The sequence below is a fragment of the Citrobacter sp. S46_ASV_140 genome (assembly GCF_018919545.1).
Lineage (GTDB): Bacteria > Pseudomonadota > Gammaproteobacteria > Enterobacterales > Enterobacteriaceae > Citrobacter > Citrobacter braakii.
Map to the genome: position 1 here is coordinate 1 of NZ_JAHLRC010000079.1, position 16,133 is coordinate 16,133.

A 16,133-nucleotide genomic window follows, 5' to 3' on the forward strand; every position below is an offset into this window, starting at 1 on the left:
GAACCACCTGGTAGCTGCCGAACAGAATCATAAATTCGCCAACGAAGTTACCTGTACCCGGCATACCCAGCGTACACACTGCAAAGAACATTGACAGCGCAGGCAACCATTTCATTTTGCCCCACAGGCCGCCCATCATACGCATATCACGCGTGTGCAGACGTTCGTACAGCTGACCACAAAGGATGAACAGACCGGCTGCGGACAGGCCGTGCGCGATCATCTGAATCACCGCACCCTGGTATGCCAGCTGGCTGCCGGTGTAGATAGCAATCAGTACGAAGCCCATGTGGGATACGGAGGTGTAAGCAATCAGACGTTTGATGTCGTACTGATTAAAGGCCATCCACGCGCCGTAGAAGATGCCGATGACGCCAAGCCACATTGCGATAGGTGCAAACTCCGCTGACGCATTCGGGAACAGCGGCAGGGAGAAGCGCAGCAGACCGTAGGCTGCGGTTTTCAGCAAGATACCTGCCAGGTCAACGGAACCTGCGGTCGGTGCCTGGGAGTGAGCATCCGGCAACCAGCCGTGCAGCGGAACCACCGGCATTTTCACCGCGAAAGCGATGAAGAAGCCCAGCATCAGCAGGTATTCCACGCCGTGGGACATCGGAGTATTCAGCAATTCTTCATAGTTGAAAGTCCACACGCCGGTCGCTTTGTAGTGCACAAACACCAGCGCCAGGATGGCAATCAACATCACCAGACCACTCGCCTGGGTATAAATGAAGAACTTGGTTGCTGCCGTGATACGCGTTTTACCGTCAGAGGCTTTATGCCCCCATAGCGCGATCAGGAAGTACATCGGCACCAGCATCATTTCCCAGAAGAAGAAGAACAGGAACATGTCGATGGCAAGGAACACGCCGATTACGCCGCCTAAGATCCACATCAGGTTCAGGTGGAAAAAGCCCTGGTATTTTTCGATTTCATTCCAGGAGCAAAGTACCGCCAGAACACCGAGCAGGCCGGTCAGCACCACCATCAGCAGCGACAGACCGTCGATAGCAAGATGAATCGAGATGCCAAAGCGTGGGATCCACGGCAGGACAAACTCAGACTGCCACTGCGGAATGCCAGTGGATTGCGTCAGTGAATAGCCGCCCTGCAACCAAAGTTGCAGGCCAAGCGCCAGCGTCAATCCCATGGTAATCAGCGCGATCCAACGCGGCACCTTCACGCCAAAGCGTTCGGTCTGCCAGCACAGAAAGCCACCGATAAAGGGAATCAATATTAGCCAGGGTAGTAACATGGCGATTTTTATTCCTTTTTAAGGCCCCTAATAGAGGCCTGATTTTCAACGAATTTGGATAAAATTCACTTTACGATCAACGCAGTACCATCAACAGAGCCAGCACAACGACGGCACCGATGCTCATTGATGCTACATACCAACGCAGATAGCCGTTCTCGCTTAACAACAGGCCTTTACCTGCAAAGCGGGAAAGGATCGCCGGAATGTTCATCATTGCGTTCAGCGGATCGCGTTTCAGCAGCCATGCAACGCCCAGGAACGGCTTGACGAACACTTTGTCGTACAGCCAGTCGAAGCCCCAGGCGTTATACCACCAGGTACCCAGCAGACGGCCTGGCGCACTGTTGGCAATCGACGTCACCAGAGTACGTTTACCCAGCCACAGCCATGCAGCGATCAGAATGCCTGCAATCGCGACGATACCGGAGGTAATTTCCAAGGTCATCACGCGACCATGCTCAAGCTCGGTCGTCGCAGGCAGTACCCCCTGCAGCGGTGGCACAATCAGTGCGCCAACGAAGGTGGACAGGATCATCAGCACAATCAGCGGCAGATGATGTGTAATCCCCTTCCCTGCGTGAGCGTGAATTTGCTCTTTACCGTGGAACACGATGAAAATCATACGGAAGGTGTACAGAGAGGTCATGAACGCACCGACCAGACCTGCAACCATCAGGTTGATATGACCGTTCGCCATCGCACCGGCCAGAATCTCATCCTTACTGAAGAAGCCTGCGGTAATCAGCGGCAGAGCCGACAGCGCCGCGCCACCGATCAGGAAGCAGAGATACACCAGCGGAATAGACTTACGCAGACCGCCCATCTTGAAGATGTTCTGTTCATGGTGACAGGCCAGGATAACCGAGCCGGATGCCAGGAACAGCAGCGCTTTAAAGAAGGCGTGCGTCATCAGGTGGAAAATCGCCGCGTCCCACGCCTGAACCCCGAGAGCCAGGAACATATAACCAATCTGGCTCATGGTGGAGTATGCGAGAACGCGTTTGATGTCGGTCTGTACCAGCGCGGCGAAACCAGCCAGTACCAGAGTGATAGCCCCGATAATCCCCACCAGATGCAGGATTTCCGGCGTCATCAGGAACAGGCCGTGGGTACGTGCAATCAGGTAGACACCGGCGGTAACCATCGTCGCGGCGTGGATCAGCGCGGAGACAGGCGTCGGACCTGCCATCGCGTCAGCAAGCCATGTCTGCAACGGCAGCTGCGCGGATTTACCCACCGCACCGCCCAGCAGCATCAGGGTTGCCCACATCAGCATGTTGTTACCATCTGCAAAGTGAGCAGGTGCCAGTTCCACCATTTCGCGGAAGTTCAGCGTGCCCAGCTCGTTGTAGAGGATAAACAATGCGAAGGCGAGGAACACGTCACCCACACGGGTCACGACGAAGGCTTTCATTGCCGCAGCGCCATTCTTCGGATCGGTGTAATAGAAACCGATCAGCAGATAGGAGCACAGGCCCACGCCTTCCCAGCCGAGGTACATCAGCAGCAGGTTATCCGCCAGTACCAGAACCACCATGCTGGCGATAAACAGGTTGGTGTAGGCGAAGAAACGGGAGTATCCCTCTTCACCGCGCATATACCAGGAGGCGAACATGTGGATCAGGAAACCCACACCGGTCACCACACTGAGCATGGTCAGCGACAGGCCGTCCAGCACCAGATTAAAACCGATATTGAAGTCACCGACAGACATCCACGTCCACAGCGGCTGGCTGTAGGCCTGTTGACCATTAGCAAAGAAGTCAACGCCAACAAACGCGGTCACCAGCGCCGCCAGGCCAATCGACCCGACACCCACGGTCGCGGACAGATTTTCTGACCAACGACCGCGAGAGAACGCCAGTAATACAAAGCCAATAAATGGCAGAATAATGGTTAAGGCAAGCATGTTCATCCACGCATCTCACTTACTGAATCGATGTTCAGGTTCTGGCGACGGCGATGAAGTTGCAGCAACAGCGCAAGTCCAATGCTCGCTTCCGCAGCCGCAAGGCTGATGGCGAGAATATACATCACCTGACCATCGGTCTGGCCCCAGTAGCTTCCGGCGACCACGAAGGCCAGCGCGGAGGCGTTAATCATGATTTCCAGCCCGATCAGCATAAACAGCAGATTGCGGCGGATAACCAGACCGGTTAAGCCCAGTACGAATAAGACAGCCGCGAGGATCAGTCCATGTTGTAAGGGGATCATGCGTGCTCCTCCGTTTTTCTTTTCGCGCGGTCATCGGTGCGATTGCTCAGCACTTCACCAGAACGCTCTTCGCGCCCTACGTGGAAGGCCACAACCAGACCTGCCAGCAGCAGCATCGAAGCCAGCTCGACCGCCAGTACATACGGTCCGAACAGGGAAATACCGACAGCTTTCGCGCTAATTGGCGTCCCGTCGATGCCCTGATCGTTAACACCCAGAATGGCATAAACAATAACCGCCAGCATGATGGCCGACAGAATCGCCGGTCCAATCCACACCTGCGGTTTCAGCCACTGGCGTTCCTGTTCAATTTCAGAACCACCGAGGTTGAGCATCATGACCACGAACACGAACAACACCATGATGGCGCCCGCGTAGACGATTATTTCCAGCGCCCCCGCGAAGTAAGCACCTAACGAGAAGAACACCCCGGAAATCGCCAGCAGCGAAATAATCAGATACAGCAGTGCGTGTACCGGATTGGTGTGGGTGATCACCCGCAAGGTTGCGAGAATGGCTATCAGGCCACAGATATAAAAAGCGAACTCCATTGCCCCTCTCCTTACGGTAACAGGCTCTTGACGTCGATAGGCTTGGCTTCGTTCTCTGCTTCGCCCTTATCTTTGCCGTCGATTGCCATACCTGCCATCCGGTAGAAGTTATATTCCGGGTATTTACCCGGACCGGAGATCAGCAGATCCTCTTTCTCGTAAACCAGGTCCTGGCGCTTGTACTCACCCAGCTCGAAATCTGGAGTCAGCTGAATAGCCGTTGTCGGACAGGCTTCTTCGCACAGGCCGCAGAAAATGCAGCGTGAGAAGTTAATGCGGAAAAACTCCGGATACCAGCGGCCATCTTTGGTCTCTGCTTTTTGCAAAGAGATACAGCCTACCGGACACGCTACTGCACACAGGTTACAGGCAACGCAGCGCTCTTCGCCGTCCGGGTCACGGGTCAGAACGATACGACCACGAAAACGGGGCGGTAGATAGACCGGCTCTTCCGGGTACATCTGCGTTTCGCGTTTCGCGAACGCATGCAGGCCGATCATCCAGATACTGCGTACCTGGGTGCCGAAACCTACTAACAATTCTTTTAAGGTCATGGTCTTTGTGTCCCTTATTGCGCCTGCCAGAGAATGACAGCCGCCGTTACCAGCAAGTTGACGAGCGTCAGCGGCAGACAGACTTTCCAGCCGAAGGACATTACCTGGTCATAACGAGGACGCGGTAACGACGCACGAATCAAAATGAACATCATCATGAAGAACGCGGTTTTCAGCGCGAACCAGACGAATGGCGGTAAGAACGGACCATGCCAGCCACCGAAGAACAGGGTAACCATCAGTGCAGAAATGGTGACGATGCCGATGTACTCACCCACGAAGAACAGACCGAATTTCATACCGGAGTATTCAATGTGGTAACCGTCGGCCAGTTCCTGCTCGGCTTCTGGCTGGTCAAACGGGTGACGGTGACACACCGCCACGCCCGCGATGGCAAAGGTGACAAAACCAAAGAACTGCGGAATAACGTTCCAGATATCAGCCTGGTTGTTGACGATGTCGGTCATGTTAAATGAACCGGCCTGCGCCACCACGCCCATCAGGGAAAGTCCGAGGAATACTTCGTAGCTCAGCGTCTGCGCAGACGCGCGCATCGCACCGAGCAGCGAGTATTTGTTGTTACTGGACCAGCCTGCGAACAACACCGCGTATACCGCGAGGCCTGCCATCATCAGGAAGAACAGGATCCCGATGTTCAGGTCAGCAACCACCCAGTTCGGGCTCACCGGCACGATGGCGAAAGCCAGCAGCAGCGAGGTGAAGGCGATCATCGGTGCCAGGGTAAAGATGACGCGATCCGAGAATTTCGGGATCCAGTCTTCTTTAAAGAACATCTTGATCATGTCCGCAACCAGCTGGAGCGAACCACCCCAGCCAACACGGTTCGGTCCGTAACGGTTCTGGAACAGACCGAGCAGACGACGTTCGCCAAAGCTCATGAATGCCCCGCAGGTGACCACCACCAGCAGAATCACGACCGCTTTGAGAACGCTCAGCAGGATCTCAATCAGATCGGGTGTAATCCAACTCATTGTTGTGCCTCCTGCAGATCCTCAAGACGTGCACCAGCCAGAACCGGCGCGATGCCAGGCATACCCATTGGCAAACCAACCTGCCCTGCCGTTAATCCTTCAGCGATTTCAACCGGCAGCGTAACCGTGTTGCCATCGTAGCTGAAAGAAACGCGCGTACCGGCATTCACACCCAACTTCGCGGCATCAGCCGGGTTGAGTTTGATGTACGGCTGCGGCATACGGGTCTGGAAGACAGGCGCACGCTGGGACATTTCGTCACTACCAAACAGATGATAGTAAGGCGCGACACGCCACTGACCATCCTGAGCCTGGAAGCTCGCCGGAACGGTTGTGAAGTAATCCAGACCATCTGCAGAAGCTTCGATCAGACGCACGCCCGGATCGCCATGACGCAGTTTACCGCCCACTTCATCCTGGAACTTGTTCCACGCCTGTGGGGAGTTCCAGCCCGGAGCCCAGGCAAACGGAATTTGCGAACGCGGCGCAGACGGTTGGTTGTTCCCTTCCATAGAGAAAGCGAACATGGTGTCTTTGTCCTGCGGCTGGCGTGGTTCGTGAACGCTGATGTTGGCGCGCATTGCGGTACGACCACTGTAGCGGTGCGGTTCACGTGCCAGTTTCTGTCCACGGATACGGAAGCTTGCATCCGGCGCGGCATCTTTAATACCCGCCAACTGCGGTAACTTCTCAACGACCGCGTCGATAACATGGTCGAGCTGCGTCCAGTCCACTTCACGACTCTGCACGGTACTGTGCAGCGAGTGCAGCCAGCGCCAGCTTTCCAGCATTACGGTGTTGCTGTCGTAGTAGGATGGGTCATAGACCTGGAAGAAACGCTGGGCGCGACCTTCGTTGTTAATTACCGTACCATCGCTTTCGGCGAAGCTAGCGGCGGAAAGCACCAGATGGGCGTTTTCCATAATAGCCGTGCGCTGATGGTCAACAACCAGTACCAGCGGCGCTTTCGCCAGCGCGGCGTTCACACGCGTTGCTGAAGCATGGCGATGCAGGTCATTTTCCAACACCACAACGGCGTCAGCACGACCTGTTTCCAGTTCGGTCAGCGCGTCGTCGAGGGAACCACCGCCAATCATACCCAGCCCCATACTGTTGACAGAGCGAGCAATCATGGTGATTCCGACGTCTGCGCCACGGCCTTTCAGCGCCTTCGCCACGTTGGCAGCAGCCTGAATCACGTCGGCGCTACCGGCGTTGGTACCGGAAATAATCAGTGGTTTCTTCGCCCCAGCCAGAGCCTGAACGATGACGTCAATTTTGTTCTGCAGGTCACGGTCGATACCGTCAACCGCCGGTGCGTTGTTATCCAGCGCGTGGGCGATCGCGAAACCTAAACGCGCCTGATCTTCAACCGGCGCACGGTAGGTCCATGCCGCGATATCATCCAGACGGGTGTTATCGACGTTGGTAACGAACAGCGGATGCTTGGCGCGCTGGCCAATGTTGAGGATTGCCGCAATCTGCCAGTCGGCCACTTTCTGCGCCGCCGCCATTTCACGCGCTTTACCTTTCACCGCCTGACGCACTGCCAGCGCAACGCGCGCGCCGGTTTGGGTGACATCTTCGCCCAGGACCAGAACCGCATCGAATGACTCGATTTCGCGCAGTGCCGGGGTATGAATACCGCCGTCACGCAGCACGCTCAGAGCCAGTTGCAGACGTTCCTGCTCGCCCTGGGCAATACCGGTATAGAAGTTATCCGCACCGACCAGTTCACGCAGCGCGAAGTTACTTTCAACGCTGGCACGCGGGGAGCCGATACCAATCACTTTCTTCGACTGACGCAGAATATCTGCCGCGCCCTGCATCGCCTGTTCGGCGTTCAGCGTGATCAGGTCATCGCCACGACGCTGTACCGGCTGACGCGGACGGTCTTTCAGGTTCACGTAACCATAGCCAAAACGACCACGGTCGCAGAGGAAGTAGTGGTTAACGGTACCGTTGTAGCGGTTTTCGATACGACGCAGTTCACCGTAGCGCTCGCCCGGGCTGATGTTACAGCCGATAGAACACTGCTGGCAGATGCTCGGCGCAAACTGCATGTCCCATTTACGATTATAACGCTCGGAGTGCGTTTTATCGGTGAAGACGCCGGTCGGGCAAATTTCCACCAGGTTACCGGAGAATTCGCTTTCGAGCGTACCGTCTTCCGGACGACCAAAGTAGACGTTGTCATGTGCGCCATAGACGCCCAGATCCGCGCCATCGGCGTAATCTTTGTAGTAACGTACGCAGCGATAGCAGGCGATGCAGCGGTTCATTTCGTGAGAGATGAACGGCCCCAGGTCCTGGTTGCGGTGAGTACGCTTCGTGAAGCGGTAGCGACGGAAGCTATGACCGGTCATGACGGTCATATCCTGAAGGTGGCAGTTACCGCCCTCTTCACAGACCGGACAGTCGTGCGGGTGGTTAGTCATCAACCACTCCACTACGCTTTCGCGAAACTGCTTCGCTTCTTCGTCATCAATTGAAATAAAGGTGCCTTCGGTGGCCGGTGTCATACAAGACATCACCAGGCGACCACGCGTGTCTTCCGCGTTTTGATATTGCTTCACCGCACACTGGCGGCAAGCACCGACGCTTCCCAGCGCCGGGTGCCAGCAAAAGTACGGAATATCAAGGCCGAGAGACAGACAAGCTTCCAGCAGGTTGTCCGCTCCGTTGACCTCATATTCTTTGCCGTCTACATGAATCGTAGCCATAGTCAGCATGCTTCCAGTTGGCTCGGTCTAAAACCGAGCGTTAATCGAATTTCTGATCGCGATTCAGGGTTACCCTGCTATTACCAGCGCTCTTTCAGCAGGTTCGGCTGAATACCACCAATCTGATGGGTATTGCTGAAGGACTGCTTGATGCCAGCTTCGAATTCTTCGCGGAAATATTTAATGGCGCTCTGCAGCGGCTCCACCGCACCCGGGGCGTGTGCACAGAAGGTTTTACCCGGGCCGAGGAAACGACACAGTTGCTCAAGCGTCTCGATATCCCCAGGCTGGCCTTCGCCACGCTCCAGCGCGCGCAGAATTTTCACACTCCACGGCAGACCGTCACGGCACGGCGTACACCAGCCGCAGGACTCGCGGGCAAAGAACTCTTCGAGGTTACGCACCAGAGGAACCATGCCAATCTCGTGGTCGACAGCCATTGCCAGCGCGGTGCCCAAACGGCTACCGGCTTTACCAATGCTTTCGAATTCCATCGGCAGATCGAGGTGCGCTTCAGTCAGGAAGTCCGTACCCGCGCCGCCCGGCTGCCAGGCTTTGAATTTCAGGCCATCGCGCATGCCGCCCGCGTAATCTTCGAGGATCTCGCGCGCGGTAGTACCGAAAGGCAGTTCCCACAGGCCAGGGTTCTTCACGCGACCGGAGAAGCCCATCAGCTTGGTGCCCGCGTCTTTGCTCTGCGAAATGTTCTGGTACCACTCCACGCCGTTCGCGAGGATAGCTGGTACGTTACACAGGGTTTCGACGTTGTTAACGCAGGTCGGCTTACCCCAAGCGCCAGAGCTTGCCGGGAACGGCGGCTTGGAACGTGGGTTAGCACGACGACCTTCAAGGGAGTTAATCAGCGCCGTCTCTTCACCACAGATATAGCGCCCTGCCCCGGTGTGGACAAACAGTTCGAAGTCGAAACCGGTGCCCATGATGTTTTTGCCAAGCAAGCCGGCTTCGGTTGCTTCGGCAATCGCGCGACGCAGATGCACAGCCGCTTCGATATATTCACCACGCAGGAAGATGTAACCACGGTACGCTTTCAGCGCAAACGCGGAGATCAGCATGCCTTCTACCAGCAGGTGCGGCAGCTGTTCCATCAGCAGACGGTCTTTATAGGTACCCGGCTCCATTTCATCGGCGTTACACAGCAGGTAACGGATGTTCATGGATTCGTCTTTCGGCATCAGGCTCCACTTCAGACCGGTGGAAAAGCCCGCACCACCGCGCCCTTTCAGGCCAGCGTCTTTTACCTGATTAACGATTTCGTCCGGTGACAGCCCGGTCAGGGCCTTACGCGCACCTTCGTAGCCGTTCTTGCTACGGTATTCGTCCAGCCAGACCGGCTGTTTGTCATCACGCAGACGCCAGGTCAGCGGATGCGTTTCGGGAGTACGGATAATGTCTTTCATTTATACCGCTCCAGCAGTTCGGGAATGCCTTCCGGGGTCAGGTGAGCATGAGTATCCTCATCGATCATCATGTTCGGCCCTTTATCGCAGTTCCCCAGGCAACAGGTCGGGAGCAGCGTAAAACGACCGTCAAAGGTCGTCTGCCCCGGCTTGATGTTGAGTTTTTTCTCAAGCGCAGCCTGGATCCCCTGATAGCCGTTGATATGGCACACCACGCTGTCGCAATAGCGGATCACGTGGCGACCTACCGGCTGGCGGAAGATCTGGCTATAGAACGTGGCAACACCTTCTACGTCGCTTGCCGGGATCCCCAGCACATCAGCGATCGCATAGATCGCCCCATCCGGCACCCAGCCACGCTGTTTCTGAACGATTTTCAGCGCTTCAATGGACGCCGCACGCGGGTCTTCGTAGTGGTGCTTCTCGTGCTCAATCGCTTCACGCTCAGCCGCACTCAGCTCAAAAGCCTCGGTTTGTGGTTGTTGATTCTCGTGCATAATTAGCGGTCCACATCTGACATAACAAAATCGATACTACCCAGGTGGACGATAAGGTCGGACACCAGGCTGCCACGTACCGCTACCGGGATCTGCTGCAGGTGCGCATAGCTCGGGGTACGGATACGGGTACGGTAACTCATGGTGCTGCCATCGCTGGTCAGGTAGTAACTGTTAATACCCTTGGTCGCTTCCACCATCTGGAAGGACTCGTTTGCCGGCATAACCGGTCCCCACGAAACTTGCAGGAAGTGGGTGATCAGGGTTTCGATATGTTGCAACGTGCGCTCTTTCGGCGGCGGCGTAGTCAGCGGGTGATCCGCTTTGAACGGGCCTTCCGGCATGTTGTTGAGGCACTGCTCAAGGATGCGCAGACTCTGGCGCAGCTCTTCAACTTTCAGCATCACGCGGGTATAGCAGTCGGACACGCCGCCGCCAACCGGGACTTCAAAGTCAAAGTTTTCGTAGCCAGAGTATGGACGCGCTTTACGCACGTCAAAATCAATACCGGTCGCACGCAGCGCAGCACCGGTACAACCCCAGTCCAGCGCTTCTTTCTTACCATAAGCGGCAACGCCCTGCGAACGGCCTTTCAGGATGGTGTTACGCAGTGCGGCTTTCTCGTAGGAATCCAGACGTTTTGGCATCCAGTCGAGGAAGTCACGCAGCAGTTTGTCCCAACCGCGCGGCAGATCGTGTGCCACACCGCCGATACGGAACCAGGCCGGGTGCATACGGAAACCGGTGATCGCTTCCACTACGTCATAGATTTTCTGACGGTCGGTAAAGGCGAAGAAGACCGGGGTCATCGCGCCGACGTCCTGGATGAACGTGGAGATGTACAGCAGGTGGCTGTTGATACGGAACAGTTCAGACAACATAACGCGAATCACGTTGACGCGATCCGGCGTGGTGATGCCAGCCAGTTTCTCAACGGCCAGTACGTAAGGCATTTCGTTAACGCAGCCGCCGAGGTACTCGATACGGTCGGTGTACGGAATGTAGCTATGCCAGGACTGACGTTCACCCATCTTTTCAGCGCCACGGTGGTGGTAGCCGATGTCAGGCACGCAGTCGACGATTTCTTCGCCATCAAGCTGCAGCACAATACGGAACGCACCGTGAGAAGACGGGTGGTTAGGACCGAGGTTGAGGAACATGAAGTCCTCGTTTTCGGAACTACGCTTCATGCCCCATTCTTCTGGTTTGAAGGTCAGTGATTCCATTTCCAGATCCTGTTTGGCTTTAGTCAGCTCAAACGGATCGAATTCGGTCGCACGCGCCGGGTAGTCTTTACGCAGCGGATGACCTTCCCAGGTATGCGGCATCAGCAGACGCGTCAGGTGCGGGTGACCTTCGATGTCGATGCCAAACATTTCCCAGGTTTCACGCTCATACCAGTTGGCGTTCGGGAACAGTTTGGTGAACGTCGGTACGCGCAGGTCGTTTTCAGACAATGCCACCTTGAGCATGATATCGCGATTGCGTTCAATGGAGATCAGGTGATAGAAAACGGAAAAATCCGCGGCAGGTAACCCTTCGCGGTGCGTACGCAGACGTTCGTCCATGCCGTGTAAGTCAAACAGCATGACGTAAGGTTTCGGCAGTCTCTTTAAGAAATCGCCAACTTCCAGTAATTGTTCACGCTTGACCCAAACAACAGGTACCCCGGTGCGAGTCGCCTGAACGGTAAAGGCATCCGGCCCAAAACGGTTGCGCAGTTCGCCAATGACCGGGTCATCAAGGTGATCCCGTGTTTGCCATACAGCGTCTTGCGCGGTTAAGTCGGTCATATTGTTCACCATTGCAAATGGTCCGTGGTGGTCGGCAGTGCTTCGCGCTATTTATGTAGTGATAAGCGAAGGAAGTGCTGCTGCCGACAGGCGCAAATTAAATCTCGTCTGGTGTACGAAGATTCGTTACAGCAATACGTTCGCCGCGTTTACGCTCGCGTTCTGACTGCATATTGGCGCGATAAACGCCCTGATCGCCAACCACCCAGGAGAGCGGACGGCGTTCTTTGCCAATGGAATCTTGCAGCAGCATCAGAGCCTGCATATACGCTTCCGGACGCGGCGGGCATCCCGGGATGTACACATCGACCGGAATAAATTTATCAACGCCCTGCACCACAGAATAGATGTCGTACATACCGCCGGAGTTGGCGCATGCGCCCATGGAAATAACCCATTTCGGTTCCAGCATCTGATCGTAGAGGCGCTGAATAACCGGCGCCATTTTGGTAAAGCAGGTTCCGGCTACGACCATCAGGTCAGCCTGACGCGGCGATGCACGCAGTACTTCCGCACCAAAACGGGCCACATCGTGCACGGCGGTAAACGAGGTCACCATCTCAACGTAGCAGCAGGAAAGGCCAAAGTTATAGGGCCAAATTGAGTTTTTACGGCCCCAGTTAACCATGTCATGCAGCTTGCCCATGAACACGTTTTTGTTAACTTCTTGCTCCAGGGGGTCGGTTACGATCTCCTGTTTTTGCAGGGGGTAACGGTCGTTCTCACCGTTAGGATCTATGCGGGTGAGCGTATAATCCATCTTAATGCCTCGCGGTTAGCGTTGACGATTAGCGATACTGTTCGTTTCCGGGTTCATACGCTCGCGGCGTGAACGCGCGGGCGTCCAGTCCAGCGCGCCAATACGCACCAGATAAACCAGACCTGCCAGTAACACAAAAATAAAAATTGCAGCTTCCACAAAGCCAATCCAGCCGCTTTCACGGATAGAAGTTGACCATGCGAACAGATACAGCGCTTCAACGTCGAAGATAACGAAGAACATGGCTACCAGATAAAACTTGGCAGACAGGCGCAAGCGGGCGGTGCCGACCGAGTCGATACCTGATTCAAACGGCACGTTTTTAGATCTCGCGCGCGCGCGACCACCTAAAAACCAGCCGCCGACGAGCATCAGGCAGCACAGGCCAATGGCAACAATAAGAAAGATAGCGAATGCCCAGTGATGAGCGATGATTTCAGTGGATGTTGACATACTCATTGCTTACTCATCAAAAGTAGCGCCAAATTCTCTGCTCTTTTCGGCAGATGAACGCCACATCGATTCATGGGGAGGAATAAAAAAAACCTTACAATCACTGTGAAAAACCATTTTATACAGCTAATTGATGGGGTTTTTTACTCCTTTCTATAACCTTTTGTCAACTTTAACAAAAGTTTCCTCACATTATTTTACACCGCTCCAACTTCATTAACATAAAGTGCTATTTAGACCAATTTCGATCGCATCATCGGTCATTTTTAATGTTGTTGAATCGTGTCCGTAGTGAAGTAAAAAAGATAATACTCACCTATTTTGACAGGAATTCACCCAGATGCCTCCCCCTAAATGGGAGTATTTTCTTGATCTGTGACACGCTTTTGTTAATTCACCATAAAAAACAGCAACAATTTCTCTAGTTTTTTAACATGGAAACAATTAGTAACGCTGCTGCTTATTTTTCAGCCAGGCGTCAGGCCGTTTTTTTACCTTCTGATTTTGTTAAGTTTTAGTATAGCAAATGACATAAAGCGGCAATATTTGCATAAAAAAAGAGCCACTGGATGTTTTTTCATCACCAGTGGCTCTTTTTTACACTAACATTTTAAAACGATTTTTTGTGACGGATTACTCAAAGTCGCCTTCAACAATCAGCGAGTCATCTCCCCCTTCAGGGGTAAACTGATTGTATTGCCAAGGATTTTGATACGTTTGCATCGACTTAAAGATAACTTCTGCCAACTCATTTTGCGTGGACGGATCGCAGCACAACAGATACTCAGTATCAGGCAATGGCGGTAATCCGTCGGCGGCGCCCAATACGCGTAAATCCGGACTCATCATTTCAACAGGCCGCGCAGTAACGCCGAGCCCTGCTTTTACCGCCGCGCGAACCGCAGGTAATGTTGAAGCAACATAAGCCAGACGCCACGGGATCTGAGCAGCATTTAATGTCGCCAGCACGATATCGCGAAACGGGCTCGGATCGTCCAGCAGAACCAATGGTACCGGCTCACCTTTTTGCAGAATATATTCGGCAGCACAGTACCAATGCGTTGGCGAGGTACGCAGATTCAGACATTCAAAATCGCCAGGACGGTTGGTAGTCACAACCAAGTCCACTTCTTGCGACTTCAGCATATCCACCATGTAGGCGTTACGCTTGACCCTCACATCCAGCGCAAGCTTCGGATAAACCGAACTTATCCGGTTGAGCAGGAAAGGCAGTATGGTATCGGCAGATTCATCAGAAGCACCGATAGTTAACACTCCCTGAAGATTATTAAACATTAATGATGAGCATGCCTCATCATTAAAGCGCAGTATTTTTCTGGCGTAACCCAACAGTTGTATACCATGTTCGGTCAGTAGTTTGTTGCGTCCATGGCGCGCGAACAACTCTTTCCCCACGAGTTGCTCAAGACGCTGCATTTGCTGACTCACCGCAGACTGAGTTCGACATACCGCAGCTGCCGCAGCCGCAAAGGTATTCAGGTCGGCAACAGCAACGAAGGTTCTCAGCAGATCGAGGTCGAGGTTAATTATCGGACGATTTGCATTTATCATAGTTTTTCACTTACTCGCGGGTCATACCGGGTTAATGCTGTGCATTTGGAATCAAACAACTCCATTTGTAATGTGCCTCCCTCGCAGTTTCGCTTAGTGTAACCAAGTGAAAATAAGGATGTATTTGGTTTAACAAACGAAACAATTCTCTTTCCTGGCTATTTTAATTCCCGTGATATTCATCGGAATATAGCAACGAGAAAGAGCCGAATTTTTAGCTGCTGGATGATTCTGACTTAGGGAAAACATGTAAATTTTGTAAATTTAAAAAAAAAGTTAACGAACAATAATTTACACATTAAAAACTAACTTTTCAGTGTGTTAGGAACAACCAACAAACATTTGAATTATCTTAAAATTCAGACTACTTACCATTTCATGAGACTTATCTTAACCTAAAACCACTATATTTATAAGTGTTATCGTGAATAATTCCAGGCTACCAGGTGTTATGTCAGAGCAGCGGTTTTGCTATTATTGGCCCATCCAATTTAATGTCGTTTAAATATTAAATAATAATTAATTAAGAATTCTTCAATTCATTAATTATGCTTAACAATGAATTCAGACCGTATCACGTACGGATCAGGCCGATAACAGGTCCCGCAGTTAAAACCTCAGTATTTTCGAATTACCTCATCCAGCTTAGACACCCGTGACATTTCGCTTTACAGGCTTAACTTTTTTTGACCAAACAATTCACCACAACCAAACCAATAAAACAAAACATACTACCAACAAAACACATCTAGATAGATTATTATCTCATAATATTTACATTATTTAGTTGTTAACAGTTAATTATCACTTCATAGCTTTTCAAAATCTTCTACTAAAGACCCTTCAAAACTCACCGCCGTGGGAGTACATTGTGCTGGGCTGACTTCCATGGCAGGGAGTGGCATTCACAGCTAAAAAGGTCAACGTTCATGTCCCCCATTGAAAAATCCAGCAAATTAGAAAACGTCTGTTATGACATTCGCGGCCCGGTTCTGAAGGAAGCAAAGCGCCTGGAAGAAGAAGGCAATAAAGTTCTGAAACTGAACATCGGCAACCCGGCGCCATTCGGGTTTGAAGCGCCAGATGAAATACTGGTGGATGTGATCCGCAATTTGCCAACAGCGCAAGGATATTGCGACTCAAAAGGCCTTTATTCCGCCCGTAAAGCGATTATGCAGCATTACCAGGCCCGTGGTATGCGCGACGTAACCGTGGAAGATATTTATATCGGCAACGGCGTTTCTGAATTAATTGTGCAGGCTATGCAGGCATTGCTGAACAGTGGGGACGAAATGCTGGTTCCTGCTCCTGATTATCCGCTGTGGACGGCGGCGGTATCGCTCTCCGG

13 protein-coding genes and 1 pseudogene are annotated in these 16,133 nt (G+C 53.1%); 1 reads left to right on the forward strand and 13 read right to left on the reverse strand.

Annotated features, from left to right (window positions below; all coding sequences use genetic code 11):
• The 13 genes from nuoM to lrhA form a co-directional block, all read right to left on the reverse strand.
• The coding region (gene nuoM, locus KQJ19_RS17200; RefSeq protein ID WP_216403905.1) for an NADH-quinone oxidoreductase subunit M at window positions 1–1,255 on the reverse strand (1,255 nt) is incomplete at its 3' end.
• Window positions 1,256–1,331: 76 nt separating this feature from the next.
• Window positions 1,332–3,173: an NADH-quinone oxidoreductase subunit L gene (gene nuoL / locus KQJ19_RS17205; RefSeq protein ID WP_016153832.1), complete on the reverse strand. Its 1,842-nt coding sequence runs from the start codon at window positions 3,171–3,173 to the stop codon at window positions 1,332–1,334.
• Entirely contained in the window at window positions 3,170–3,472 is a 303-nt protein-coding gene (gene nuoK, locus KQJ19_RS17210; protein ID WP_006683663.1) for an NADH-quinone oxidoreductase subunit NuoK, read from the reverse strand. The genes nuoL and nuoK overlap by 4 nt, the downstream gene beginning before the upstream one ends.
• Entirely contained in the window at window positions 3,469–4,023 is a 555-nt protein-coding gene (nuoJ, locus tag KQJ19_RS17215; RefSeq protein WP_016153833.1) for an NADH-quinone oxidoreductase subunit J, read from the reverse strand. The genes nuoK and nuoJ overlap by 4 nt, the downstream gene beginning before the upstream one ends.
• Window positions 4,024–4,034: 11 nt before the next feature.
• Window positions 4,035–4,577, reverse strand: a complete 543-nt coding sequence (gene nuoI, locus KQJ19_RS17220) for an NADH-quinone oxidoreductase subunit NuoI (protein ID WP_005129470.1) — start codon at window positions 4,575–4,577, stop codon at window positions 4,035–4,037.
• 14 nt (window positions 4,578–4,591) lie between these two features.
• Entirely contained in the window at window positions 4,592–5,569 is a 978-nt protein-coding gene (nuoH, locus tag KQJ19_RS17225; protein ID WP_016153834.1) for an NADH-quinone oxidoreductase subunit NuoH, read from the reverse strand.
• Window positions 5,566–8,292, reverse strand: a complete 2,727-nt coding sequence (gene nuoG, locus KQJ19_RS17230) for an NADH-quinone oxidoreductase subunit NuoG (protein ID WP_131351081.1) — start codon at window positions 8,290–8,292, stop codon at window positions 5,566–5,568. The genes nuoH and nuoG overlap by 4 nt, the downstream gene beginning before the upstream one ends.
• An 80-nt stretch (window positions 8,293–8,372) precedes the next feature.
• Window positions 8,373–9,710: an NADH-quinone oxidoreductase subunit NuoF gene (nuoF, locus tag KQJ19_RS17235; RefSeq protein ID WP_016153836.1), complete on the reverse strand. Its 1,338-nt coding sequence runs from the start codon at window positions 9,708–9,710 to the stop codon at window positions 8,373–8,375.
• On the reverse strand, window positions 9,707–10,207 hold the full coding sequence (nuoE, locus tag KQJ19_RS17240) for an NADH-quinone oxidoreductase subunit NuoE (RefSeq protein ID WP_003028069.1): 501 nt from the start codon (window positions 10,205–10,207) through the stop codon (window positions 9,707–9,709). Before nuoE ends, nuoF begins: the two co-directional genes overlap by 4 nt.
• A gap of 2 nt (window positions 10,208–10,209) precedes the next feature.
• Entirely contained in the window at window positions 10,210–12,012 is a 1,803-nt protein-coding gene (nuoC, locus tag KQJ19_RS17245) for an NADH-quinone oxidoreductase subunit C/D (RefSeq protein ID WP_016153837.1), read from the reverse strand.
• Between the two features lie 85 nt (window positions 12,013–12,097).
• Entirely contained in the window at window positions 12,098–12,760 is a 663-nt protein-coding gene (nuoB, locus tag KQJ19_RS17250; RefSeq protein WP_003028075.1) for an NADH-quinone oxidoreductase subunit NuoB, read from the reverse strand.
• Window positions 12,761–12,775: 15 nt separating this feature from the next.
• A complete protein-coding gene (gene nuoA / locus KQJ19_RS17255) occupies window positions 12,776–13,219 on the reverse strand; it encodes an NADH-quinone oxidoreductase subunit NuoA (RefSeq protein ID WP_003028077.1) in 444 nt (147 codons plus the stop codon).
• Window positions 13,220–13,846: 627 nt separating this feature from the next.
• A complete protein-coding gene (gene lrhA / locus KQJ19_RS17260) occupies window positions 13,847–14,785 on the reverse strand; it encodes a transcriptional regulator LrhA (RefSeq protein ID WP_016153838.1) in 939 nt (312 codons plus the stop codon).
• A gap of 929 nt (window positions 14,786–15,714) precedes the next feature.
• On the opposite strand from lrhA, the pseudogene alaA reads away from it, so the two are divergent.
• Window positions 15,715–16,133, forward strand: a pseudogene (gene alaA, locus KQJ19_RS17265) (alanine transaminase AlaA); the annotation flags it as partial.